The following is a 25,038-nucleotide window of genomic DNA, read 5'->3' on the forward strand; positions in this document are numbered from 1 at the left end:
CTTCGGCTTCGGCTTCGGCTTCGGCTTCGGCTTCGGCTTCGGCTTCGGCTTCGGCTTCGGCTTCGGCTTCGGCTTCGGCTTCGAAAGGCGTTTCGTCTACGGGGTCAGCATCGTCAACAGGTGCCTCATCCGGGGTCTGGACAATGTCCTCGACTGCGTCAGCCTTGGGGTCATCTTCCGGCTTTTGATCGGTTTTCTTCTTACCAGCCACCGCAATGTTCCCCTTTTCGAATCCAAAACAACCTGAACAACTAACCAGACTAAGTTAATCTGTGGCCTCGCCGCCCTCAACCCGCATCGCATGTTTCACAAGCTTTTTAACGGCTTTCCGCATTTTCTTCGGTGTCGGCTCTTTGGCAATCTTCAGGCGGACATAATCCAAGGAATAAAGGGGTTCAGCCGTGGCCTCGCTGATTGCAGCCAGCCAAAGTGGTGCCGAACCCACCCAGATGTCGGCAAATTGTCGCGCTGTTCTGGGTGAAAATATGGGGGCAATCACCGGTTCATTGCCCTCAGCAACGGCGCCTGCCCGATCTGTGAGCGGTAACAAGTGCTGTTTATAGACAGGTTGTTCACGCACAGCCAGACCGGATTCGGTCAACCGTTCAGCAATGTTACCCCGGCTGTGCTCCCCCCGAAGATGAAGCAGCGGGCTTTGGGGCCGGTGCTTTAGCAGGTTTGCAATCAGCTCTTCGGCGGTAGCACCCACCATCCGGGCATCCCAGCCAGCGCCTTTGGCCGTTCCGGTGGTAACAGGACCCACACAAAAGGCCGGCATCTTTCGAGATACATCTAAAGACATCGCCGCATTAACGGCGTTGGCCGAAGTAAAGATCAGCCCCTTTGCTTCATCCGCATGCACTTGCACCGCCAAAGGTTTTATTTCCAGGATCGGCGAATGGATAACCTCTACCCGGCTTCTGATGCGGGTTGGCAACTGCGCGACGAACCTTTCAGACGCAGCGCGCGGGCGGGTCATCAACAAATACAACAGTTGGCGCCTTCGGCCTTGGGATTGTTTGCATCCGCGCAGGGTGATACCCCGCTTGGCAACCAAGGTGTAACGGATCAGGCCAATGGTGCAAACACTTACTGTCCTCGGGTTGGAAAGCAGCTGTGATGACACGGCCGCCGCAGTCGTGCGCCAATCCGATGATACAGCCGCCGAGGTGCTGTCCTCGGTTGTCTATGGCCAGACCGAATTGCACAGCGCATTTGGTGGCGTGGTGCCTGAGATTGCCGCCCGCGCCCATGCGGAAAAGCTGGATACCTGTGTGATGCAGGCTTTAGAGGCCGCAGGTTTGGGCCTTGCCGACATGGACGCTATTGCCGTAACCGCCGGTCCCGGCCTGATTGGGGGAGTTATGTCAGGCGTCATGTGCGCCAAAGGGATCAGTGCCGCCACGGGCCTGCCATTGATCGGAGTCAACCATCTGGCCGGTCACGCACTGACGCCACGCCTGACGGACGGGATCGCGTTTCCCTACCTGATGCTGCTGGTCTCGGGCGGGCACTGCCAATATCTGATTGCCCATGGGCCCGAGCAGTTCACCCGTCTCGGCGGCACCATCGACGATGCCCCGGGAGAGGCCTTTGACAAGACAGCCCGCCTGCTGGGCCTACCGCAACCCGGTGGCCCCTCGGTCGAGGTCGAAGCCCGCACGGGCGATCCCAAGCGGTTCCGGTTTCCGCGGCCACTGCTGGACCGTCCGGGCTGCGATTTGTCCTTTTCCGGGCTCAAGACCGCGCTGATGCGAATGCGCGACCAGATCGTGGCTGAAAAAGGTGGCCTGACGCGACAGGACCGCGCCGATCTTTGCGCCGGGTTCCAACAGGCCATCGTGGACACTTTGGCCGAGAAAACCCGCCGCGCAATCGACCTTTACCTATTGGAAGGCCCTGCGGAGGCGGTTGTGTCTGTTGCGGGCGGCGTTGCGGCAAATACGGCCATTCGTACCGCGTTAGAGTCTATCTGCGCCGAAAAAGGTGCCAGATTTACCGCCCCTCCGTTGGCCCTGTGCACCGACAATGCCGCCATGATCGCCTATGCCGGAATTGAACGTTTCCGCACGGGTGCCCGCGATGATCTGACCCTGACCGCGCGTCCGCGTTGGCCTCTGGATCAAACTAGCCCGGCCATGTTGGGCAGCGGCAAAAAAGGAGCCAAAGCATGAGCGTGTCGGTTCTGGGGTCCGGAGCGTTTGGAACAGCTCTGGCGATTTCGCTGGCCGGAAAAGGCCCCGTCACGCTATGGGCTCGGGATCCGGATCAGGCCCAGATGATGCAGAACCATCGCGTAAACAGCGCGCGCCTGCCGAATGCACCTCTGCCCAAAGCGATTACGATTACTTCGGACGCTGATCTGGCGTCAGAAAGCGAAATCATCCTCCTGTCCGTGCCGATGCAGAAATTGCGGAGCGCGCTGTGTGCGCATTCTGCTACCCTCAGAGATAAAACGCTGGTCGCCTGCTGCAAAGGGATAGAGCTGACCTCGGGCCTTGGGCCGGTTTCCGTTATCCGTGAAACCGTCCCAGAGGCGCGCGCTGCGTTGTTGACCGGGCCAAGCTTTGCGGACGACATCGCGCGCGGCCTTCCCACCGCATTGACCCTCGCTTGTACGGATGATGCGATTGGCCGTGACCTGCAGCATGAATTGAGCACCACAAATCTGCGCCTCTATCGCACTGCGGATACTGTTGGCGCCGAGCTCGGCGGGGCCCTGAAAAACGTCATGGCCATCGGATGCGGCGCCTGTATTGGCGAGGGCATGGGCGAAAGCGCCCGGGCCGCTTTGATGACGCGAGGCTTTGCCGAAATGCAGCGCTTTGCGCTGATGCGCGGGGCCCGCCCTGAAACATTGATGGGCCTGTCGGGTATGGGTGATCTGGTACTGACCTGCTGTTCCGAACTGTCCCGGAACTATCGATTTGGCCTGTCGCTCGGGCGTCGGGATGCTTTTGACACAAACACAACCGTCGAAGGTGTTGCCACGGCCAAGGCTTTGGCCAAAATTGCCAAAGCAGAAGATTTGGACATGCCCATTAGCACCATCGTGTCAGAAATAAGTACCGGAGAATGCAGCGTTGGTGAAGCCATGCGCTGGCTGCTGAACCGACCCCTGAAGGAGGAATAACATGCTGATCGCCCTTATCGCCAAGGATAAACCCGACGCGCTGCAAACCCGGCTGGATAACCGTTCCGCCCATCTTGCCTATATCGAAGAAACCGGTGTTGTTGCCCAGGCCGGGCCCCTTCTGGAAGGCGATGCGATGATCGGATCACTTATCATCCTCGAGGTCGAGGATATGACGGCGGCGCAAAACTGGGCCGACAATGATCCCTATGCCAAGGCAGGTCTGTTCCAGTCGGTTGATCTGATCGTCTGGAAAAAGGTGGTCGGCTGATGGCGTATTGGCTGTTCAAATCTGAACCCTCGACCTGGAGTTGGGACCAGCAAGTCGCCAAGGGCGCAGAGGGCGAAGAATGGGATGGGGTGCGCAACTATCAGGCACGCAATTTCATGCGGCAGATGGCCGTGGGCGACCGTGGTTTTTTCTATCATTCGCAAAAAGACAAGGCGATTGTCGGCATTGTTGAGGTTTGCGCCGAAGCCCATCCAGACAGCACCACCGAGGATGAGCGTTGGGAATGTGTGGATATCAAAGCCGTGCGCCCGTTCACCATCCCAGTCACGCTGGATCAGATCAAAGTGGATGAACGTCTGGATGAGATGGTTCTGGTCAAGAATTCCCGCCTGTCCGTACAACCGGTCAGCGATGCCGAATGGCAGGTGATCTGCGATCTGGGGCAGACGAAATCGGATTGATTAAAGGGAAGGTCCTGACAGATGCAGAACCTTCCCTACCCCGCGTGCTCCCGACTCACCACACGCGTATAGAATTTCGGTTCTGACCGTCCTGGTCACAAACTGACACTAGCCCATTTGGCCGGTTTGGCACAAACAACAAGTACCTAAAATTGGAAACGCCCGCCACAGATCGGGCGGGCGCTGATTGGTCGAAACCCGGATTTAGCTATAGACCGACTCTTTGCCGAAATGCTTGGTCAGCATATAGTAAACGACAGCACGATACTTGTTGCGCTCGGACATGCCATAGGTTTCCAGCGCCTTGTTGATCGCTTCCATCAACTCGGGGCCGTCGGAAAGGCCCAGTTTCTTGATCAGGAAGTTGTTTTTGACGGTCTCAAGCTCACCTGACTGAGTGGCTGCCACGGTCGACGCGTCGGCGTCATAAATCGCCGGACCACATCCGATTGTGACCTTGGTCAAGAGGTCCATGTCGGGGTCCATCCCGCATTTGTTTTTCAGATCATCTGCGTATTTGGCGATCAGTTCGTCGCGTTTTCCCATGAATATTTCTCCCGTTGAGCAGCTTTGGCTGCGATTTTCAATGCGCCTATGAACAGGTGTCGGAAGGTTAGTCAGTTGTTCTGTTTACACAAAGGGAAAATTTCAGGTCATTCCCCGTAAGCGAAATTATGGCAGCACAGATAGACTCCGCGTACCACAATGCCTGATTCTGGCCTTCTGTTAAGGGTCAGGTGGTTTGGATTCAGGGCGCAGCGGGAAAATGTTGAAACCAGCGCAGCGTGCCGACATGGCACCTACTAACCGACCGGTGGTTATCTGCAATATCCCCAACCCGGTCCCTGAAGATGGAAGTGGTCCGCATGCAGCCGGTTGTAGTTTGGCCCAAGTACCACCCGAAACCATTCGCATGCACCCCGGCCAATCCGGTGTAGAAAATCTGCTTCGGGTCCGGGTGTTGTCCAGTCCGACAACAGGCTCAGGCTTCGCCCATCTGCCAACTCGACCCCGACAATATCGATGGCATCAGCGGTGGCATGACTGCTCCAACCGCTGTCCTTTCCCTGCGCGGTGCGCATTCGCCGGCAGTTATAGCTGCCCAGGTGGCGCAAGCTGCGCACCCTGCTGCCAAACATCTCGCGCGCGGCGGGTTGGACCACATGGTGTTCCCACATGGCCAATCGCAGAGCCGTGGCACAACGGGTCTCGACGCCATTGACGCTGGCCGTGGTTAAGCCCGAGAGAACCCCGCGCCCGGCTATTCCGCATTTCTCGTCGACAATCAGATCCTCGACCAGGGAAACGCTTACCCCCGCCCCGGCCAATGCGGCCCTGCACTGCGTTTCATCGGCCAATGCTCGTCGCATTTGCACAGGTGTGACCGGCGTGACCCGAGCCGTAATGGTCAGATCTCGCAAAGGGTTCCAGTGGTCCGGAACCGGTGATTGCGGGTGGGACAAAAGCCAGTAGCCACCCCCACCCATCAAAACCACCAAGGCGAGTGCTGAGAAAACGAAAGACGCCGCCAGATGCAATATCCGACGGCGTCCAGAAGGTTTGGTCATGCCTGACCCGCAATCAATAGCGGTAATGTTCAGGCTTATAGGGGCCTTCCGGATTCACACCGATATACAATGCCTGTTCGCTGTCCATCTGCGTCAGCTTCACGCCGATACGGTCCAGATGCAGGCGTGCAACCTTCTCGTCCAGATGTTTAGGCAGGATGTAGACCTTGTTTTCGTACTGATCGCCTTTGGTGAACAGCTCAATCTGGGCCAACACCTGATTGGTGAACGAAGCCGACATCACAAAAGACGGATGACCGGTGGCGTTGCCCAGGTTCAGCAGGCGGCCTTCGGACAACAGGATCAGACGATTGCCCGAGGGCATCTCGATCATGTCCACCTGTTCCTTGATGTTGGTCCATTTGTGGTTCTTCAGGCTGGCCACCTGAATTTCGTTGTCAAAGTGACCAATGTTGCCGACGATGGCCATGTCCTTCATCGCGCGCATATGCTCGATACGGATCACGTCCTTGTTGCCGGTCGTGGTGATGAAGATATCCGCGCTGTCAACTTCGTCTTCCAGCAGCGTAACCTCGAACCCGTCCATCGCGGCCTGCAGGGCGCAGATCGGATCAACTTCGGTCACTTTCACACGGGCACCGGCACCGCGCAGCGACGCGGCCGAGCCTTTGCCCACGTCACCATAGCCACAGACCACGGCAACTTTACCAGCCATCATAGTGTCGGTGGCGCGGCGGATACCGTCGACCAGCGATTCCTTACAGCCATATTTGTTGTCGAACTTCGACTTGGTGACACTGTCGTTGACGTTGATCGCTGGGAACGGCAGTTGGCCTTCCCTGACCAGCTGGTACAGACGGTTCACGCCGGTCGTGGTTTCCTCGGACACGCCTTGGATCTGGTCGCGCATTTTGGTGAACCAACCGGGGGACGCGGCCATACGTTTGGCGATCTGCGCCTTGATGGCCTCTTCCTCTTCCGAGCCCGGTACGGGGATAATGTCTTCGCCCGCTTCGGCGCGGGCGCCCAGCAGGATATACAGCGTCGCATCGCCGCCATCGTCCAGGATCATGTTGGGGCCGTCGGTGAACAGGAAGGATTTGTCCAGATAATCCCAATGCTCTTCCAACGTCTGGCCCTTGATGGCGAACACCGGAATTCCGGCTTCGGCAATCGCCGCCGCCGCGTGGTCCTGGGTTGAGAAGATGTTGCACGACGCCCAACGCACATCCGCGCCCAGCGCCACAAGTGTTTCGATCAGAACGGCTGTCTGGATGGTCATGTGCAGCGACCCGACAATACGCGCGCCCTTCAGGGGCTTTGCGTTACCGTATTCCGCGCGCAGGGCCATCAGGCCCGGCATCTCGGTCTCTGCAATATCCAGTTCTTTGCGGCCAAACCCGGCCAGCGAAATGTCTTTGACGATATAGTCCCCGGCCATCAGGTGCTCCATTCCGGTATAATTCAATCCGGGTTGCCCTAGCATCCCTTTCGGGACGTGGCAACGCAGATGGCCGGAAACGGGGTTTTAAGCCGCCAAAATCAACTTGGTATGCCCTCTACCTTGATTTTGGGGATCGCTTGGAAAAAGTCGGTCCCAACGGCGACAATGCAGCTGATGCCGTTCGGACGTGTCACCAAAACGGTATAGCTACCCGTTTCCTCTGAGGTCCAGACCTCCATCACCGATTGCGAGCCACGGGATTTTTGCAATCCGCCAAAGGCCAGTTCCTCGGAATAATTGTCCTGTAGCGTTGAAATCAGTTGATCACGCAACGCACAGCTTTGCTGGGCAAAGGCAGGCGGTGCAGTGGCGGCCATACCAAAGGCCAGAGCAATTCCTAACAAACGCTTGAACATAGCAAGCTCCTTTCGATACGAGTTACGTCCGAGAGGGGCACACCGGGAGGAGCATGCGCCCCCCTCGGTACAAATGTCGGTATCACCGCGCGCTTGTTCAAAGCACGATTGCTCAAGAAAAAGTTGGCAGCTGGTGATCTTGACAGGTACAGCTTACCACAAAAATGCGAATTTAATGTGTCCCACTTCACAAGGCATGGCAGAATGGCAACACAACCCCGCGCATGGCAAAGAATGCTGTCCGGGCGCAGGCTGGACCTGCTGGACCCAACACCGGTGGATATCGAGATTGAGGATATCGCGCATGGGCTGGCCTTTGTGGCCCGCTGGAACGGGCAGACACATGGCGATTTCGCCTATTCGGTGGCCGAGCATTCGCTGTTGGTCGAAGAGCTTTTTGGTCGTATTGCCCCCAAGGCACCGGTCAAATGGCGGCTGGCGGCCCTGTTACACGATGCGCCGGAATACGTGATCGGAGATATGATCTCTCCGGTCAAATCCGCTGTCGGTCCCGACTATGGCGCACTGGATGACCGGCTGGCTGCGGCGATCCACATCCGGTTTGGCCTGCCTGCTGCGGTGCCTAAAACGGTTAAACGGCAAATCAAAAAGGCCGACAAGATCAGCGCCTGGATGGAAGCCACCCAGATCGCGGGCTTTTCCGAGGCCGAGGCGACAAAATTCTTCGGCCGCCCGGACAGGGTTATTATGGAAGGGCTGCAGATCAAATTGCGGCCACCCGTTGAAGTAAGATGTGCCTATACGCATAGACATTCGGCATTGATGGCCGAGATTGGGCCCTGACCACTTTCAGCTTTCTGATCGCGCCACCTTCTGAAAGACTTTGCCGTCAATCTCATGGGCATGCCAACGCACTGGCGTCGCCTTCAGATTTGTTATTTCGGCCTTGCCCTCAGTCTTTTGTACTTCAATCTGCATAATCGTGCTGCTGGCAATGTCTCTATCGGCGAAACCCCACAGCAGACTTCCTAGGGAATAGGCGATTGGCACCGTCCGATCTCCGGTCTGCGTGCGATACAGCTGAATCGGCTGAGGGACATGGGGGTGGTGGCAGACGATAAGATCAGCTCCGAATTCGGCCAAGTCCTGTGCGGCCTCTTGCTGCGCTCGGCGCGGGAACAGCTCGAACTCATGACCCCAATGAATAATCGCAATAACCAGATCACAGCCAGCCGCTTTTGCGTTCGAAATCTGTGTCTTTAGAAGGGTAGTGTCCGGCGCTTGATGCTTTGAAGTCAGCTTGGCGATATTGATGCTCTGCTTTTGACCTTCAGGAAGCGCGTGGCCGTTGGTACCAAAAGCGCAGGACGCAAATCCGAACTTTATCCCTTTTCGTTCGATCGTTTTGACGGCTGTGGCTTCTGTCAAACTCTCATTCACGCCGATTTGCATGATATTTCTGTCACTTAAGGCGTTTAGAGTCGTCTCAAGCCCCTCAACACCCATGTCGAGAATATGGTTGTTTGCAAGGTTCAAAACATCAATGAACCTCTCGTTATGGCTGGTCAAAGCATCGAACTGTTCTTCCGACGCACATTCGATCGGCGGGCCGGCGTCCCCGATCACTTCGTCAATCAAAGGCTGTGTCGTTACAGGTGACTCGTAGTTGGCGACCAAAATATCATCCTGAAACAAAAGATCTTCGATCTCAGCATATACCTGGTCTTTTGCGACACTGGCCCTGTGAGTTCTTAGAATGTCCCCGGCAAAGCTCAGAGTGACCGAATTTGATGTGTCACTGATGTCAGCGGTTGAAAGTCGTACGGCCGTTTTAGTCATAAAGCCGGACTGATCCAGCTCCGCTTCAGGCTGCTGAATGGGGTTCTTACTTTTATAGACCCAGTACAGGTTGTCCAAAATGTTCATTTCGGAAAGCTCACCCGCAGCGCCCTTTCGTGGTCGCGCCCAAAACCCAAATCTCTCTGCTGCCCAGGTGACAACAGAGACAATGACTTTAAGGGCAGGGTTGGAAATACGGAGGCTTTCGTATGGCGTATTAGGGAGCGGCGACACTTCGATACATCTCAACTATTTGTTCGGAAAATATAATTATTGAACTTAACGACAACACAAACTGGTTAACAGACACTAAATTAAAGTCTTCAGGGGTGGCGGTCCATCAGCCGCGACAAAGCATATGTTTGGTGGCCGCATGTCGAGACTCAATTCGGCTTTTCGGCTTCATGAGTTCTGGTCTGTTATGCGCAAGCTAAACCCACGATCTCATCGCGGGCTGCGCTTCGCCAGGATCCGTTGCAATGTCCGGCGGTGCATGTTCAGGCGTCGTGCGGTTTCACTGACGTTGCGATCACACAGCTCATAAACCCGCTGGATATGCTCCCAGCGCACGCGATCCGCGCTCATTGGGTTTTCCGGCGGCGGAGGCAGTTCGTCGCCCTTGGCCAGCAATGCGTTGGTGATGTCGGTGGCGTCGGCGGGCTTCGACAAATAGTCGGTGGCACCGATCTTGACGGCAGCCACAGCGGTGGCAATCGCGCCGTACCCTGTCAGAACCACAACCCGGCTGTCGGGGCGCTTTTCGCGCAGCACTTCGACCACATCCAGGCCGTTGCCATCCTCCAACCGCAGGTCAACAACCGCATATGCAGGTGGACGTGCTGTGGAAATTGCGCGGCCAGCGGCGACAGAGCCGGCGGTTTCAACCTCGAACCCGCGTTTTTCCATGGCCTTGGCCAGACGTCTCAGAAACGGTTCGTCATCATCCACCAATAACAGCGATTTATCCGGGCCGATGTCGAGGTCAGAGCTGTCCGCCATATTCTATTCTTTCCGCTAATTCACGCCGTTGGCTTAAACATGAGTAATAGCAGCGCCATTGCAAAGGTCAAACAGACCGTTGCGTTCTAGATCTTGTCCAGAAAGCAGCCTACCTTGTCAGCCATCTGCTCGGCTGTGTCATTGCGATCGAAAAATTCGATAAACCCGTCCTGGGGTGTGACCAGATAAGTAAAGGTCGAGTGATCAACCAGATAGTACTCATCACTTTTGTCATGGGCCTTATAATAGGTCTTATAGGCCTTGCTGGCGGCCTTGACCTGCTCGGGCGTGCCGGTCAGGGCGATGGTCTTACCACCAAGGTTAAAGGCGTAATCGGCCATAACTTCGGGTGTGTCGCGATCCGGGTCGATCGAGATAAACAGCGGCGTCACCGATTGCCCGCGTTCGGCCAGAATATCCACCGCTTCGGCATTGCGGGACATGTCAAAGGGGCAAACATCCGGACAGAAGGTATAGCCGAAGTAGACCAGCGTAGGTTCGGTTATCACCTGTTTGTCGGTCACAGTCTCGCCCTTGCCGTTGATCAGTTCGAAGGGCCCGCCAATGGTGGCCGTACCCCCTGCGATCTGGCTGGACCGGCACTGCGCGAATTTGTCGTCCGAGCCTGCGCCGCGCGTCAGCAGCCACATGGCCCCCAGACCTACGGCCAAAACAACTGTTGCAAGGATAGCGTATAGACGGACCATGGCATCTTACCTGACGATAGAGGAGTTGTTGATCGTTCCGGCCGGGACACCTATCAAGATGAACAGCCGATGCAACAGGACATAATGGACCAATGGCAGATTCCAACATCACTTTTTGGCCTGGTCAGGAACGCAGCTGGATTCGCCTGCGGACGCTGATCCTGCTGCGCTGGGTGGCCATTTTTGGCCAGATCACCGCAATCACCGTGGCGCAACAGACCTATGATGTGCAGTTGGATGTGACGCTGTGCTATCTGGCCATCGGCATTTCGGTCATGGGCAACTTGACGGCTATTCTTGTCTTTCCACGCAACAAACGCCTGTCCGAGTTCGAGAACTTTCTGATGGTGTTGTTCGATTTGTTGCAGCTGACCATCCTGCTGTACCTTACCGGAGGCCTCAATAATCCGTTCGCCTTGCTGTTGGTGGGTCCTGTGACTATCTCGGCCAATGTCATGAGCACCCGGTCAACCCTGATCATCGGTACGGTGGCCATCATTCTGACCACGCTGCTAGCCGAATTTCACCTTCCCCTGCACACGGATGGCGGTGTGGATCTTGAGATCCCTGATATCCTTCTGTTCGGAAACTGGGCTGCCATCGTTATCGCGATCGTTTTCCTGGGGGCCTATTCCCACCGCGTAAGCTCTGAGGTGCAGTCGATGTCTCAGGCGCTGTCGGCCACGCATATGGCCCTCGCTCGTGAACAGAAACTGACCGATCTTGGTGGAGTTGTCGCCGCCGCCGCGCACGAACTTGGAACACCTCTGGCAACAATCAAACTGACCAGTGCCGAACTGATTGAAGAGCTGGACGACCGCCCGGACCTGAAAGAAGACGCCGCCTTGATCCGCGAACAGGCCAATCGTTGCCGCGACATTCTGCGCGACATGGGGCGGGCTGGCAAAGACGACCTCCACCTGAGACAGGCCCCCCTGTCCACTGTCATCCATGAGGCCGCCGAGCCACATATCAACCGCGGCAAGCAGGTACACTTTGCCGAAGGTCCGGTTGGGGATGGCGATGTTCAACAACCTTCGATCCTGCGTAAACCTGAGATCATCCACGGAATGCGCAACCTCATCCAGAATGCTGTGGATTTCGCGCGCAGCAACGTCTGGGTCGAAGCGGAATGGACAGCCGAAAGGATTACGATCAACATCATGGATGACGGCCGCGGGTATCCTTCGCAAATGATTGGCCGGATCGGGGATCCGTTCATGCGCCGACGGCGGGCAGAATCGGAAAAGCGGGCCCGGCCGGAATATGAAGGTATGGGCCTGGGCCTGTTCATCGCAAAAACCCTGCTGGAACGCAGCGGTGCGCATTTGGACTTCGCCAATGGCTCTGATCCATATCAGACCTTGTCGGACAATCCCGAACGTATAGGGGCCATCGTCCGGGTATCCTGGCCGCGAAAACTTGTGGATGCACAGACCGGCGACACCCCCGTTCCTTCAGGTGTAAATCAGCATATCCAAGTCTGAGTTAAGACCCCGTTAACCATTTCCACCCATAGCTATACCCGTGAATTCACCGCGGGAGAGCACATGGTCGACTGGATCATATTGGCCGTCATCAGTGTGGTGTCTGCCAGTCTGGCGGTTCAATGGCTTTTGCCCCGTCGTCAGCTGACAAGTGACAATTTCGGCCTGTCCGAGCCGGCCTCGTTGTTCAATGTCGTGTTTCTGTTCGACGGTGACCGCCTGATCAGCCACACAGACATCGCTCTGGATGGGTTTGAGGCTGTGCGCGACTGGTCAGATCTGCGTCGGCTGCTGCAGCGGGATTTTCCGGGCTTTCCTGAAACCCCTGAACGCGTCAGGCACGAAGGGAATCTTGTCATCCCCGCCATTGATTGCTCGGTCGAGCGGGACGTTTTGTGCGAATGGATCGACGGGGTCGTGCGCGTACAGCTGCGGGAAAGCTCTGATTACCCCAGAACCGTATTGCGCGAGAATAGCGATCCGATCCGCCTGGCGATGGAACTGGCGCCCTACCCGGTCTGGCATCTGGATTATCAAAACAAGATCCGCTGGTGCAACGCCGCCTATGTCTCGCTTGTCCGCAAAGTGCGCGGTGGCGATACCGACCTGACTGCACCTCTTTTTCCCGGGCCCGAAAATGGCGCGCGTATCAGCGCCAAGACCCGTGTATTCATTTCGTCCGAAGACAGTGCAAACAAGCTTTGGTTTGACCTGACGATGGTGGACCATCCGGAAGGCAGCCTTTGCTATGCTGTGGACATCAACGCCATCGTCGCCGCCGAGACAGCGCAGCGAAAATTCGTACAGACGATGACCAAAACCTTTGCACAGCTGTCCATCGGCTTGGCCATTTTTGACAGAAATCGCCAACTTGCACTGTTCAACCCCGCCTTGATTGACCTGACCACCCTGCCCCCGGATTTCCTGAGCTGCCGCCCCAATCTGTCCAGTTTCTTTGACCGCCTGCGCGATCAGCACATGATGCCGGAACCCAAGAACTATCGCAGCTGGCGCAATCAGATGAACGATCTGCTAGAGGCCGCAGAAGACGGAAATTACCAGGAAACATGGTCGCTGCCATCCGGCTCGGTCTATTCCGTCAGCGGCCGCCCGCACCCGGATGGTGCGGTGGCCTTTCTGTTCGAAGATATCACGGCCGAGATCACGTTGACCCGCCGCTTTCGGGCGGAAATGGATTTGATGCAATCCATCCTGGATAAGCTGGCCGACGCGGTTGCCGTTTTCGGTGATGACGGTACCTTGGCCTTCACCAATTATGCCTATCAGAAATTATGGGGTGAAGCCGATGGTGCCGGATTTGAACCCGACACGGTTCTGGACGTGACCCGCAACTGGCAGAAACATTGCACGGCCACTCCAATTTTGGGTGAAATCCGGGATTTCGTGGAAATGCGGGACAGCCGGGCTGAGTGGTCAGCCAGAATCCAAATGCGTAACGGAACCGATCTGAACTGCACCATCTGCCCATTGCAAAACGGGGCCACCATCATTCGCTTTGCTACGCACAATGCGTTGCCACAGCACGAGATACAGCAAATCAGCGCCTGAACCGGGTTGCAGCCAATCCAGCGTGGGGCCATTGTGGCGCCATGACGTTACCACCCCTCAGGATCACCCTGAATTCGCCCGAAGATACGACAAATTTTGCCAGTCGGCTGGGCGCGATTCTGCATCCGGGCGACATCCTGCTGCTGCAGGGTGAGATCGGAACCGGTAAGACCCATTTTGCGCGTAGTCTGATCCAATCGCTGATGACCCGGTCCGAGGATGTGCCCTCGCCCACATTCACGCTGGTTCAGGTCTATGACACCCGTAAAGGTGAGATCTGGCACTGCGATCTATACCGGCTGAGCGCGGTGGAGGAAGTCGAAGAGCTTGGGCTGGCCGAAGCGATGGAGCAAGCGATCTGCCTGATTGAGTGGCCCGAGAAACTGGGCCTGCTGACACCCGGTTCTGCCCTGACGATGACATTTGAAACAGACCCGGACATGCTGGATATGCGCCACATCACCCTCACATGGACCGACGAAAAATGGGCTCAAAAACTGGAGGTCAGCGAATGACAAACCGCGCCGTCCTTGCCGAAGCTCTGATTTCACACACGCCGTGGTCCAAGGCCCGCCGAGAGCCTTTGGCGGGGGATGCCTCGAACCGCCGGTACGAGCGCCTGACCGACCCGGTTACGGGCAAGTCCGCTGTTCTGATGGATTCACCACCGGGCCAGGCGGAACCGGTCGAAGCCTTCGTACGGATGGCCCGGCATTTACAATCTATCGGACTAAGCGCCCCACAGATCTACGCCGAAGACACGCAATATGGGTTTCTTCTTCTGGAAGACCTTGGCGATGACCTGTTCGCGCGGGTTCTGGTCAAACATCCCGATATGGAGCGGGAATTATACGAGGCGGCGACAGATGTTCTGATCACGTTGCACGAGGCCCCGACCCTGTCGCTGCAATCTTACGGCCCGGCACTGATGACCGAACTGGCGGCCTTATCCTTCACCAAATACGCCCAAGGGGTTCTTGGCGATTATGACCAGGATGCGCAGGATCGGTTCGAACACCGATTTGCTGATATCCTGCATCAAGAAACATCCGGCACCAAAGTTGTTGTCCAAAGGGATTACCACGCGGAAAACCTGATCTGGCTCCCTGACCGCCAAGGGGTTGAGCGCGTTGGATTGCTGGATTTTCAGACCGCCATGCTGGGCCATCCTGCCTATGATCTGGTGTCTTTGCTCCAGGATGTGCGCCGCAAAGTGACGCCGGGTACGGAAATGCGGATGGTCAGCCACTATATCTCGGCTACGGGCGTCAACGATCATGATTTCCGCAGTGCCTATGCCGTGCTGGGTGCCCAGCGAAATCTGCGGATTCTTGGTGTGTTTACCCGGCTTGCGACCGAGTATGGCAAACCCCATTATGTCGATTTGATCCCGGCTGCGTGGGGCCATCTGATGCGGGATCTGGATCACCCGGCGCTGGTGAATGTTGCCGACCTGCTGCGCGCGGCTCTGCCCGCGCCAACACCCGAAAACCTGAACAGGCTCAGACAGAGATGACCCAGCCCCCCAATGCCGTCATGCTGTTCGCAGCCGGGTTCGGCACCCGCATGGGCACCCTGACCCTGAACCGCCCCAAGCCGCTGATCGAGGTAGCCGGGCGCCCGCTGATCGACCATACGCTGGATCTGGTTGACGCGCTTGGGCCGGTTCGCAAAGTGGCCAACCTGCATTACCTGCCAGATCAGCTTGAGGCGCATCTGGCCCCGAAAGACGTGCTTGTCTCACATGAACAGCCCGACATTCTGGATACTGGTGGCGGACTACGGGCAGCTTTGCCTCTATTAGGGTCTGATTCAGTGTTCACGATGAATTCAGACGCCATTTGGTCCGGCCCGAACCCGCTGACAATGCTGCGGGCCGCCTGGAACCCTGATTTGATGGACGCATTGCTAATGTGCATCCCGACCGCGCAGGCGATTGGTCATGCCGGCACCGGAGACTTTACTGCTGATGAAGCGGGCCGGATTACCCGCGGCCCCGGATTGATCTACGGAGGCGCGCAGATCATGAAGACGGAAGGGCTGGTCGAAATTCCAGACAAGGTGTTTTCGCTGAACCTGCTTTGGGATCGGATGCAAAAGAAAGACCGGCTGTTTGCCCTAACCTATCCCGGCCGCTGGTGCGATGTTGGCCATCCGGAAGGGATCGCCCTTGCTGAAGGTCTGTTGGCGGATGTTTGACCCCTCACCCCTGCCCCGCGTCTTTGCCGTACCTTCGGGTGTGGATTTTCCAAAGGCGCTGGTCCGGGGGTTGAGAAATCGCTGTGCCGCTCTTCCGCCCGAGGCTTTGGCCCGAGTGGAGCTGGTTGTTAACACGCGGCGTATGGCTCGCAGGGTGCGTGAGCTGTTCGACCAGGGCCCTGCCTGTTTGTTGCCGCGCCTATCACTGGTGACTGATCTGGGTGAAAGCGTGAATCTGGCGCAGATACCACCCGCAATCCCGCCCCTGCGACGGCGGCTGGAATTGACGCAGCTGGTCTCGAAGCTGCTGGATCAACAACCGGATCTGGCGGCGCGCTCGTCTTTGTTTGACCTATCAGACAGTCTGGCCGCATTGATAGATGAGATGCAGGGCGAAGGCGTTTCAACCGAAGCGATCCGGCGGCTGGATGTCGGCGACATGTCTGGGCATTGGGCCCGCGCGCAGGCCTTTATCGGGATTGCGGATCAGTTCATCGACTCAGAAGACGACATCCTGGACACACAGGCCCGGCAGCGCCGCGTGGTCGAGAACCTAATCGAACATTGGCGAGTGGATCCACCTCAGCACCCGGTCATTCTTGCCGGCTCGACGGGGTCACGGGGAACGACACTGATGCTGATGCAAGCTGTTGCTTGCCTGCCGCAGGGCGCATTGATCCTGCCGGGCTTTGACTTTGACCAGCCCGATCAGGTCTGGGCTCAGCTGGATGCGGCGTTAACCTCTGAGGATCACCCGCAATACCGGTTCCGGAAACTGATGAACCAGCTTGGGCAGAGCCCGGATCAAATCACAGCCTGGACCCAGGACAATCCACCCTCAACCGCCCGTAACAGACTGATATCGCTTGCGTTACGCCCCGCCCCGATCACGGATGCGTGGATGTCCGAAGGTCCACAACTGACCGATCTGCATGGCGCAACAAAAGACCTGACCCTGGTCGAGGCGCAGTCCCCCCGGGCCGAGGCCCTGGCCATAGCGCTCCGCATGCGAGAGGCGGCTGAAACCGGCCAGACCGCCGCTCTGATCACCCCCGACCGCATGCTGACTCGTCAGGTCAGCGCTGCGCTGGACCGGTGGAACATCCTGCCCGATGACAGTGCTGGCCTGCCGCTGCAGCTGTCCCCACCCGGACGGTTCCTGCGCCATGTCGCGGCCCTGTTCGCGCGTCGATTGGACGGCGAAGCGCTGTTGACCCTGCTGAAACATCCGCTCTGCCATGACGGGGGCGAGCGTGGCTCTCATCTGTTGCACACCCGCGATCTGGAACTGGACCTGCGCCGCCACGGGCCGCCTTTCCCGGATGCCGCCAGCCTGACGGCATTTGCCATCCGCAAAGAGGTGCCCGAAGGCTGGGTCCAGTGGTTGGTGCAGCATTTCTGCGACCAGCAAATCGCTGATGAGTTGCCACTGGCGGATTGGGTTGATCGCCTCTGCGGGTTGGCTCAGGCCATTTCCGCCGGTCACACTGACGATCCCGGCACTTTGTGGGACAAGAACGCCGGTCAAAAGGCGCTGGCGGTTGTGACCGAGCTGCGAAATGAGGCTCAGCATGGCGGCACCATGACCGCCCATGACTTTGCCGATCTGCTGGGTGCTTTGCTGGCCGGAGAAGAGGTCCGCGACCGCGACGCGCCACACCCCCGGATCATGATCTGGGGCACACTCGAGGCCCGGGTGCAGGGCGCGGATTTGCTAATCCTTGGCGGTTTGAACGAGGGCAGCTGGCCCGAGGCGCCCGCGCCTGATCCCTGGCTGAACCGGCAGATGCGCGATAAGGCCGGGCTGTTGCTGCCAGAGCGGCGCATTGGCCTGTCGGCACATGACTTTCAGCAGGCTATCGGCGCGCCCGAGGTCTGGCTGACCCGGTCGACCCGGTCCGACGATGCCGAAACCGTTCCTTCCCGCTGGTTGAATCGGTTAACTAACCTGTTGAGCGGCCTAGCAGAACAGGGTGGCCAAACCGCCCTTGCAGAAATGCGCGGCCGAGGGCGGCAATATCTGGGATGGTCCGAACAACTTGAATACGCTCCAGAAATCAAGGCGGCACCGCGCCCATCTCCGCGCCCTCCGGTCGGGTCGCGCCCGCGCCGCCTGAGCGTCACTGAGATCAAGCGCCTGATCCGTGATCCTTATGCGATCTACGCCAAACATGTGCTGCGGTTGAATCCTCTGGACCCTTTGGTTCAGGCCCCGGATGCGCTGCTGCGCGGGATTGTAATCCATGAGATTTTGGAGCAGTTCGTGAAGGACAGCGTGTTGGACACGGCCTTGCTGACACGCGAAAGCTTCCTGAAACGCGCCGAAAGCCTGCTGGTCCAGCATGTCCCATGGCCCACAGCGCGCAAATTATGGCTCGCGCGGCTGGAACGGATTGCGGATGATTTCCTGCGGGCCGAGACCACCAGGCGCAGCGATGGTGGGCCTGTGGCTTTTGAGGCCGCGATGAAACTGGCGCTCAGTCCGCTGGATTTCACCATAGTCGGGCGCGCCGACCGCATTGACCTGAACAGCCGCGGGGCGCTGCGGCTGGTCGACTATAAAACCGGTGCGCCTCCGACCGAAAGCCAGCAGGCCAAGTTTGACAAACAGTTGCTGATCGAAGCCGCAATGGCCGAGCAGGGCGGGATCGAAGGGTTTAACCCGCTGCCTGTGGCCGAAGCAATTTTTGTCGGCATGGGCGGCACCTATAAAGAGGTGCCCGCGCCTCTGACCAAAGAGCCGGTCGACAAGGTCCTGGCCGAGCTGAAACAGCTGATTTCCTCTTATTTAGAGCCTGACCAGGGCTTCACCTCGCGCCGCATGCTGCACAAGGATACCGATATCGGGGACTATGATCATCTGGCACGTTTCGGTGAGTGGGACCGAACCAGCAACAGCGCCCCCGAGGACCTGAAATGAGCGCCCGCAACGACGCCACCGAACGGCAGGTGCAGGCCGCACGACCCGATACCTCGACCTGGCTGGCGGCAAATGCGGGATCTGGCAAAACGCGGGTTCTGACCGATCGGGTGGCGCGGCTGTTGCTGGACGGGGTGCAGCCGCAACACATCCTCTGCCTGACTTACACCAAGGCTGCAGCCAGCGAGATGCAAAACCGGTTGTTCAAACGCCTCGGTGAGTGGGCCATGCTGGGGGATGCTCCGCTATTGGCGCAGTTGACCGATCTGGGCGTTCAGGGTGCGATTGACCCGGACCGTCTGGCACAGGCCCGCACATTGTTTGCCCGCGCGATCGAAACGCCCGGCGGACTGAAGATTCAGACCATCCACTCTTTCTGCGCCTCGCTGCTGCGCCGTTTCCCGCTTGAGGCCGGAGTGAGCCCGCAATTCACCGAGATGGAGGATCGGGCCGCCGCCTTGCTGCGCGAAGAAATCGTCGAGGATTTTGCCCAAGGGCCTATGGCCAATCTGATCGGCGATGTCGCCCGTTTTGTGACTGACACAGGGTTCGACAAACTGACCGCCGCCATCACGCAAAAGCGCAATCTGTTTGCGCAGGCCGTCGATTGGACGCAGGTTTTGCAGCAATTCAATCTGCCCGCTGGCTTTGACGAAGAGCTCTTGCTGGGTCAGGTGTTTTTGGGGGGCGAGGTCGACCTTATTCGCAGCGTCCGGCCCGCACTAACCGAAAGCGGCGGGAACAACGCCAAGGCAGCCACCAGGCTTGCGGCCTTCACCCGCGCCGAAATCGGCGCGCTGCCGGTGCTTGAAGATGTATTTCTGACCGGAAAGGCGGCCAAGGACCCGTTTACCGCCAAGATTAACGCTTTCCCGACCAAACCCCTGCGCGAAGGTGTTCTGGCGGGTCAGATGCCACAGCTAGAGGCGTTGATGTTGCGCATTGAAGCCGCGCGTGAACAGCGGCTTGCACTGGTTGCGGCCCGCAAAACGCTGGCGCTTCAGCGGTTCGCAATGGCCTTTCTGCCAGAATATGAGCGGCGCAAGCAACTGCGCGGCTGGCTGGACTTTGACGACCTGATCTTGCGCGCCCGAAACGTACTGAACGACCCGGCGGTAGCGTCTTGGGTATTGTACCGGCTGGACGGCGGGATTGACCACATTCTTGTGGATGAGGCCCAGGATACCAGCCCGGACCAATGGGACGTCGTCGAAAAGTTGGCGCAGGAATTCACCAGCGGGGAGGGGGCCCGGTCCGGGATTGAGCGCACTATTTTCGTGGTGGGTGACAAGAAACAATCGATCTATTCCTTCCAGGGGGCCGACCCTCAGGCCTTTGACAGGATGCAGGCCGAATTTGGGCGGAAACTGGAAGAATCAGGCTCTAAACTGTGGGATTCTACGCTGGAGTACTCGTTCCGCTCCTCCAGCGCCATTCTGTCTCTGGTCGATATTCTGTTCGAAAACCATGCCGAGGCCGGGTTTCACAAAGAAAGCCAGCACCGCGCCTTCAAGTCCGATCTGCCAGGGCGCGTCGACCTATGGCCGGTGGTCGAAAAAGTCAAAGACGAGGAAGATACCGAATGGACCGACCCGGTGGACCGCCCTGGAGCGCGCCACCATACCGTTGTTCTGGCCGAGCAGGTTGCACAGTCGATCAGGGATATGATCGAACAGGGGGAAACCATCCCCGAAGATGGCGAGGTACCGGGCAGTTTCGTCCGGCGAAAGGTACAGCCGGGGGATTTTCTGATCCTCGTCCAGCGCCGCTCGGACCTGTTTGCTGAGATCATCCGCGCCTGCAAGGCTGCCGAACTGCCGATTGCAGGGGCTGACCGGTTGAAGGTCGGAGCGGAGCTTGCGGTCAAGGACCTGGCGGCTCTGCTGAGCTTTTTGGCCACGCCCGAGGACAGCTTGTCGCTCGCCACGGTACTGAAATCGCCTCTGTTTGGCTGGTCCGAACAGCGGCTTTTTGATCTGGCACATCGGCGACAAGAGCAATTCCTTTGGGCAGCGCTGCGAAATCGGGCCGAGGAGTTTCCCGAGACGCTAGCCATTCTGAATGACCTACGCAGCCAAATCGACTTTCTGCGCCCATATGACCTGATCGAGCGGATTCTGACCCGTCATCACGGGAGACGCCTGCTGCTGGGTCGGCTGGGCCCCGAGGCCGAAGACGGCATCAACGCGCTGTTGTCACAGGCGTTGGCCTATGAACGCACCGACATTCCAAGCCTGACAGGTTTTTTAGTCTGGATGCAGACGGACGATCTGGAGATCAAACGGCAGATGAGCGGTGTCGGCAACATGATCCGCGTGATGACCGTGCACGGATCGAAAGGGTTGGAAGCCCCCATCGTGATCCTGCCGGATACCGGCAGACGGCAAGCCCCGCGCGATGCCGAGATCATGGTGACGGATGCTAAGCCACTATGGAAAGTACCGGCAGACGCGTCCCCGGCGCTGATCGCGCAGGCGCGAGCCGAGGCGCGCGAACGGGAAGAGAATGAACGGTTGCGCCTGTTATACGTGGCGCTGACCCGTGCAGAGAAGTGGCTAATCGTTGGTGCGGCAGGGGATGTCGGCAAGGACGGAACCAGCTGGTATCAACTGGTGCAGGCGGCTATGGCGCGGGCAGGGGCAACAGCTCTGCCCAACAGTGAGATCCTGCGCTTGTCGCACGGAGATTGGCATGGTCCGGAATCTATCGAACACACAGGCGCCGTTCATGCCCACAGCGAATTGCCACCGACCTTCCTGAATTCCGCCCCCGCCATTGATGCGGCGCCGGAAACCCTCAGCCCGTCTGATCTGGGCGGGGCCAAGGCCTTGCCCGGGGACATGGGCCAGGATGAAGAGGCCGCCAAGCTGCGCGGCACCCGCCTGCACCTGCTGCTGGAGCATTTGCCGCGGGTCCTTCCTGAGAACTGGCCGCAGCTTTGCGCACGGGTTCTTCCCGATATGCGTGAGGCCGAGCGGCAAGGATTGCTGGCCGAGGTGCAAAATGTGTTGACGGCGGATCACCTGAAGGCCGTGTTCGCCCCCGATACCTTGGCCGAAGTCCCGGTAACGGCCGATCTGGGCAGTCGGCGTATCCATGGTGTCATTGATCGGCTGATCGTCACTGAAACGGACGTCCAAGTAATTGATTTTAAATCGAATATGACAGTGCCAGACAATGCAGCATCCTGCCCCGAAGGACTGCTGCGGCAGATGGGTGCCTATGCTGATTCATTGTCGCAGATCTATCCGGACCGCGAAGTCAGAACTGCAATTCTGTGGACCCGAACAGCCCAGCTGATGTGGCTGCCACACGATCTGGTGAAAGCTGCGCTAACCCGTGCGCTGACGCCTTGACCTTGGCATACCCGACACCTAGTTTCAGTGACCAAGCATTCCCCATTCAGGAGACAGAATATGTCGACCGTAGCTGTTACCGACGATACTTTTGACGCCGAAGTCAAGAATTCCGACATCCCCGTAGTTGTCGATTTCTGGGCCGAATGGTGTGGCCCCTGTAAACAGATCGGACCCGCTCTGGAAGAGCTGGCGGCTGAATATGGCGACAAGGTCAAGATCGCCAAAGTCGATGTAGACAGCAACCCGAACTCTGCCGCCGCCATGGGCGTACGTGGCATCCCGGCGCTGTTCATCTTCAAGGATGGTCAGGTCGTTTCGAACCGCGCAGGCGCCGCACCGAAAGCCGCGCTGCAAAGCTGGATCGAAGAAGCGCTCTGATCCGGTTCGGGAAACAACGTTTGAAGGCGCCTTATTCGGGGCGCCTTTTTTCGTATCTGGGGCAAAGCGCTTCCGCCTGAATTGTCTGACTGGAAAAAGCGGCGCAGAAAAAGAAAAAGCCGCCCAGACCCGGGCGGCTTATCTTGAATTCACGAATTCTCGTGGATCAGAGGGTGGTGATATCCGCGCGGCACAGGCCGATATCGTCCAGCTGTTCATCACTGAGAGCCGACAGGGCATTGCGGGTTTTGCGGGATTCATTCCAATCGGCGGCTTTTTCAAAAGCGCCAAAAAACGCGTCCACTACATGCAGGATGGTAGCTGCTCCGAGCGGCGCATGGATATTTGCGGTAGTTGCCATTTGCGCATTCCTTATAAACAGAAACAGCCGACCCGTTGTCGGTTGTGAGCCTCATGTAGGATTTTCAACTGAGTCCCACAATTGCTGGTTTTACAGCCCCGATTTGCGTTTTTTGCATATCTTATAAGCAAGTTGTGAACTGTTGCGCTGCGGATGAGACCGGCCCATATAGAACAGCAGGCGAAAACGGAGGCCCCCATGGCAGACAGCGACTTTCCCGGTTGGCACGGCACAACCATTATTGGCGTCAAAAAAGGCGGGCAGGTGGTCATTGCCGGGGACGGGCAAGTCAGCTTGGGCCAGACCGTGATCAAAGGGACCGCGCGCAAGGTACGCCGCCTGTCACCCGGCGGGTTCGAGGTTGTCGCAGGCTTCGCCGGATCAACCGCCGATGCCTTTACCCTGCTGGAACGTCTGGAAACCAAGCTTGAGGCCACGCCCGGCCAACTGGCGCGCGCCTCGGTCGAGCTGGCCAAGGACTGGCGCACCGACAAATACCTGCAAAAGCTTGAGGCGATGTTGATCGTCACTGATGGCAAGGATCTGCTGGTGATCACCGGGGCAGGGGATGTGCTGGAGCCGGAACACAACGTGGCTGCCATCGGATCGGGTGGTAATTTTGCCCTGGCAGCGGCGCGCGCGATGATGGATGGCGACAAACCGGCGGAACAAGTCGCCCGCGAAGCCATGGCCATCGCCGCCGATATCTGCGTCTATACCAATGGCAATCTCACGGTTGAGACGATCTAAGACGCAAGTTGTCTCAGGCCAACAGCTCTCGGATCTCTTTGCCCTTCCACCGCATATGCATCCCGACCAGCCCCAACAGGGCGGTCAGGATCACGATGTAGTAGGGCAGTCGGATGTCGATACTCATCAACCCGCCGCCGATCAGGGACATGACGCCCCCGGCCAGACAGAAGACGGCCGTGGTCACCCCCATGACCCAGCCTTGATCGGTGTCGCTGACACTGGAGGAAAACAGGCCCAGCAGTGTCGGGTATGAGACGCCAAAGAAGAAATAGAAGAAAAAGACCGGGACATAGCTCAGCACACCGCTGGGGCTGAAGGCGAAACCTAGGCCGCTGATCACCATCACAACCAGTGAGACATAGATGATCTGGTGTTTGCTGAACCGTTCCTGCACAGGTTTGACCAGGAAGGTGCTGGAAAAGGCCAGCGCAACCCCAATGACGACCATGGCCATGCTGCCGCCGATGACCCCGTATCCAAATGCGCTGGTCAAGAAGTTGTCGACAAACACATAGAAGGTCACATTGGCGATCATAAACAGGCCATAGACCGGCATGATTTTCAGAACCATCGGATGTTCGCGCACCGCTATCAGGCTGTCGGTGATATCGCGGGGGCGAAAGACAAAGGGCTCACGCTCGGTCCGGGTATCCTTGAAATACGCGGCGACAAGGAAAATGGCGATCAATACCAGAACAAAGGCGCCGTAGAATGGCGTTTTCAGCGTCGCCGCGCTGCCCAGCAGGGCCGAGTCCGACAGGACCGCGCCAATAATGGGACCGCCAACCAGGCCAAAGCTGACACCTGTCACGATATAGCCCATGTTGCGGTCGCGGTCGGCGGCATCAGTGCTGCCGTCAATCATTGCCGCCTGCGCGATCGGCTGATTGCCAGCTGTAAACCCGGTGATCGACCGGCCGACAATCAACAGCAGCAGGCTGTTGAGATACAGCGCGGCGATGGTCAGCGCATAACCTATCAATGCCCCTCCCAGACACACTAACAGCGCGTTCTTGCGACCAATGGAATCTGAAACCTTAGAGACATAGACCACGCCCAGAAACCAGGACAGAAAGAAACAGCCAATCACCAAGCCGTAGTAGAAATGCCGGGTGCCCATGGCCGTGTTTTCAGGCAGGAACCCCGATTTCGTCTCCATGATCAGTGAGTTGATGATCGGAAAGACCAACCCTTGCCCGATCAGGTCGACAAACACGACAAACAGCAGGGTGATCTTGGCAATCTTGGTCATTTCCGCGCTCCGGGCTCTCAACGCTTTGAAATCACTGTA

The 25,038-nt window shown here is 57.9% G+C and carries 24 protein-coding genes and 1 pseudogene; 14 read left to right on the forward strand and 11 right to left on the reverse strand.

The genetic code is table 11. From position 1 onward, the window contains the following. Positions 1–211 (reverse strand): annotated as a pseudogene (locus AC2FHX_RS18085) (hypothetical protein); the annotation flags it as partial. 54 nt (positions 212–265) lie between these two features. Next, a complete protein-coding gene (locus AC2FHX_RS18090; RefSeq protein WP_142637490.1) occupies positions 266–979 on the reverse strand; it encodes a uroporphyrinogen-III synthase in 714 nt (237 codons plus the stop codon). Positions 980–1,076: 97 nt separating this feature from the next. On the opposite strand from AC2FHX_RS18090, the gene tsaD reads away from it, so the two are divergent. From tsaD to AC2FHX_RS18110, 4 genes are read left to right on the forward strand one after another with little or no spacing between them, the layout of a single operon-like run. Then, positions 1,077–2,174: a tRNA (adenosine(37)-N6)-threonylcarbamoyltransferase complex transferase subunit TsaD gene (gene tsaD / locus AC2FHX_RS18095; RefSeq protein WP_281973368.1), complete on the forward strand. Its 1,098-nt coding sequence runs from the start codon at positions 1,077–1,079 to the stop codon at positions 2,172–2,174. Then, positions 2,171–3,133 carry an NAD(P)H-dependent glycerol-3-phosphate dehydrogenase gene (locus AC2FHX_RS18100; RefSeq protein WP_496703288.1) on the forward strand — a complete coding sequence of 321 codons (963 nt, stop codon included), beginning with the start codon at positions 2,171–2,173 and terminating at the stop codon, positions 3,131–3,133. Before tsaD ends, AC2FHX_RS18100 begins: the two co-directional genes overlap by 4 nt. 1 nt (position 3,134) lies before the next feature. Beyond that, positions 3,135–3,404: a YciI family protein gene (locus tag AC2FHX_RS18105; RefSeq protein WP_282027485.1), complete on the forward strand. Its 270-nt coding sequence runs from the start codon at positions 3,135–3,137 to the stop codon at positions 3,402–3,404. Continuing rightward, positions 3,404–3,826 carry an EVE domain-containing protein gene (locus AC2FHX_RS18110; protein ID WP_281995804.1) on the forward strand — a complete coding sequence of 141 codons (423 nt, stop codon included), beginning with the start codon at positions 3,404–3,406 and terminating at the stop codon, positions 3,824–3,826. Before AC2FHX_RS18105 ends, AC2FHX_RS18110 begins: the two co-directional genes overlap by 1 nt. A 204-nt stretch (positions 3,827–4,030) precedes the next feature. Here the strand turns inward: AC2FHX_RS18110 and AC2FHX_RS18115 are convergent, their stop codons facing one another. From AC2FHX_RS18115 to AC2FHX_RS18130, 4 genes are all read right to left on the reverse strand, one after another. Further along, positions 4,031–4,372 carry a DUF2853 family protein gene (locus AC2FHX_RS18115; protein WP_496703286.1) on the reverse strand — a complete coding sequence of 114 codons (342 nt, stop codon included), beginning with the start codon at positions 4,370–4,372 and terminating at the stop codon, positions 4,031–4,033. A gap of 272 nt (positions 4,373–4,644) precedes the next feature. Beyond that, positions 4,645–5,394 (reverse strand): extensin-like domain-containing protein, encoded by a 750-nt coding sequence (locus AC2FHX_RS18120; RefSeq protein WP_496703284.1) that lies wholly within the window; start codon positions 5,392–5,394, stop codon positions 4,645–4,647. Positions 5,395–5,407: 13 nt separating this feature from the next. Further along, positions 5,408–6,796: an adenosylhomocysteinase gene (gene ahcY / locus AC2FHX_RS18125; protein ID WP_496703297.1), complete on the reverse strand. Its 1,389-nt coding sequence runs from the start codon at positions 6,794–6,796 to the stop codon at positions 5,408–5,410. Between the two features lie 101 nt (positions 6,797–6,897). Beyond that, the gene (locus AC2FHX_RS18130) at positions 6,898–7,215 is read right to left on the reverse strand and encodes a hypothetical protein (RefSeq protein ID WP_281995806.1); all 318 of its coding nucleotides are present in this window, start codon (positions 7,213–7,215) and stop codon (positions 6,898–6,900) included. A 204-nt stretch (positions 7,216–7,419) separates the two neighbouring features. Here AC2FHX_RS18130 and AC2FHX_RS18135 point away from each other — a divergent pair, with 204 nt between their 5' ends. After that, a complete protein-coding gene (locus tag AC2FHX_RS18135; protein WP_271950659.1) occupies positions 7,420–8,019 on the forward strand; it encodes an HD domain-containing protein in 600 nt (199 codons plus the stop codon). Positions 8,020–8,025: 6 nt separating this feature from the next. Here the strand turns inward: AC2FHX_RS18135 and AC2FHX_RS18140 are convergent, their stop codons facing one another. From AC2FHX_RS18140 to AC2FHX_RS18150, 3 genes are all read right to left on the reverse strand, one after another. After that, positions 8,026–9,102 (reverse strand): CapA family protein, encoded by a 1,077-nt coding sequence (locus tag AC2FHX_RS18140; RefSeq protein ID WP_496703282.1) that lies wholly within the window; start codon positions 9,100–9,102, stop codon positions 8,026–8,028. Between the two features lie 357 nt (positions 9,103–9,459). Next, positions 9,460–10,014, reverse strand: coding sequence for an ActR/PrrA/RegA family redox response regulator transcription factor (locus AC2FHX_RS18145; protein WP_142637470.1), 555 nt, complete (start codon positions 10,012–10,014; stop codon positions 9,460–9,462). An 86-nt stretch (positions 10,015–10,100) separates the two neighbouring features. Beyond that, positions 10,101–10,721 carry an SCO family protein gene (locus AC2FHX_RS18150; protein ID WP_142637468.1) on the reverse strand — a complete coding sequence of 207 codons (621 nt, stop codon included), beginning with the start codon at positions 10,719–10,721 and terminating at the stop codon, positions 10,101–10,103. Between the two features lie 92 nt (positions 10,722–10,813). Here AC2FHX_RS18150 and regB point away from each other — a divergent pair, with 92 nt between their 5' ends. The 8 genes from regB to trxA all read left to right on the forward strand — a co-directional run bounded on the left by regB (position 10,814) and on the right by trxA (position 22,633). Continuing rightward, entirely contained in the window at positions 10,814–12,208 is a 1,395-nt protein-coding gene (regB, locus tag AC2FHX_RS18155) for a sensor histidine kinase RegB (RefSeq protein WP_142637465.1), read from the forward strand. 63 nt (positions 12,209–12,271) lie between these two features. Then, entirely contained in the window at positions 12,272–13,777 is a 1,506-nt protein-coding gene (locus AC2FHX_RS18160; protein ID WP_496703280.1) for a PAS-domain containing protein, read from the forward strand. A 41-nt stretch (positions 13,778–13,818) separates the two neighbouring features. Beyond that, complete coding sequence (gene tsaE, locus AC2FHX_RS18165; protein WP_496703278.1) at positions 13,819–14,292, forward strand: tRNA (adenosine(37)-N6)-threonylcarbamoyltransferase complex ATPase subunit type 1 TsaE; 474 nt, start codon at positions 13,819–13,821, stop codon at positions 14,290–14,292. Then, positions 14,289–15,293 (forward strand): aminoglycoside phosphotransferase family protein, encoded by a 1,005-nt coding sequence (locus AC2FHX_RS18170; RefSeq protein WP_281973377.1) that lies wholly within the window; start codon positions 14,289–14,291, stop codon positions 15,291–15,293. The genes tsaE and AC2FHX_RS18170 overlap by 4 nt, the downstream gene beginning before the upstream one ends. After that, a complete protein-coding gene (locus tag AC2FHX_RS18175; protein WP_496703276.1) occupies positions 15,290–15,976 on the forward strand; it encodes a nucleotidyltransferase family protein in 687 nt (228 codons plus the stop codon). The genes AC2FHX_RS18170 and AC2FHX_RS18175 overlap by 4 nt, the downstream gene beginning before the upstream one ends. Then, complete coding sequence (addB, locus tag AC2FHX_RS18180; protein ID WP_496703295.1) at positions 15,969–18,896, forward strand: double-strand break repair protein AddB; 2,928 nt, start codon at positions 15,969–15,971, stop codon at positions 18,894–18,896. Before AC2FHX_RS18175 ends, addB begins: the two co-directional genes overlap by 8 nt. Further along, complete coding sequence (gene addA / locus AC2FHX_RS18185; RefSeq protein WP_496703274.1) at positions 18,893–22,252, forward strand: double-strand break repair helicase AddA; 3,360 nt, start codon at positions 18,893–18,895, stop codon at positions 22,250–22,252. Before addB ends, addA begins: the two co-directional genes overlap by 4 nt. 60 nt (positions 22,253–22,312) lie before the next feature. Then, a complete protein-coding gene (gene trxA / locus AC2FHX_RS18190) occupies positions 22,313–22,633 on the forward strand; it encodes a thioredoxin (protein WP_271950641.1) in 321 nt (106 codons plus the stop codon). A gap of 166 nt (positions 22,634–22,799) precedes the next feature. Here the strand turns inward: trxA and AC2FHX_RS18195 are convergent, their stop codons facing one another. After that, positions 22,800–22,994, reverse strand: coding sequence for a DUF1127 domain-containing protein (locus tag AC2FHX_RS18195; protein ID WP_142637449.1), 195 nt, complete (start codon positions 22,992–22,994; stop codon positions 22,800–22,802). Between the two features lie 198 nt (positions 22,995–23,192). Between AC2FHX_RS18195 and hslV the strand changes: the two genes are divergently transcribed. Beyond that, positions 23,193–23,744, forward strand: coding sequence for an ATP-dependent protease subunit HslV (hslV, locus tag AC2FHX_RS18200; protein ID WP_142637447.1), 552 nt, complete (start codon positions 23,193–23,195; stop codon positions 23,742–23,744). A 13-nt stretch (positions 23,745–23,757) separates the two neighbouring features. Here the strand turns inward: hslV and AC2FHX_RS18205 are convergent, their stop codons facing one another. Further along, on the reverse strand, positions 23,758–24,999 hold the full coding sequence (locus AC2FHX_RS18205) for an MFS transporter (RefSeq protein ID WP_496703270.1): 1,242 nt from the start codon (positions 24,997–24,999) through the stop codon (positions 23,758–23,760). Positions 25,000–25,038: the final 39 nt, after the last annotated feature.

The sequence above is a fragment of the Ruegeria sp. CDSC042 genome, from assembly GCF_059610745.1.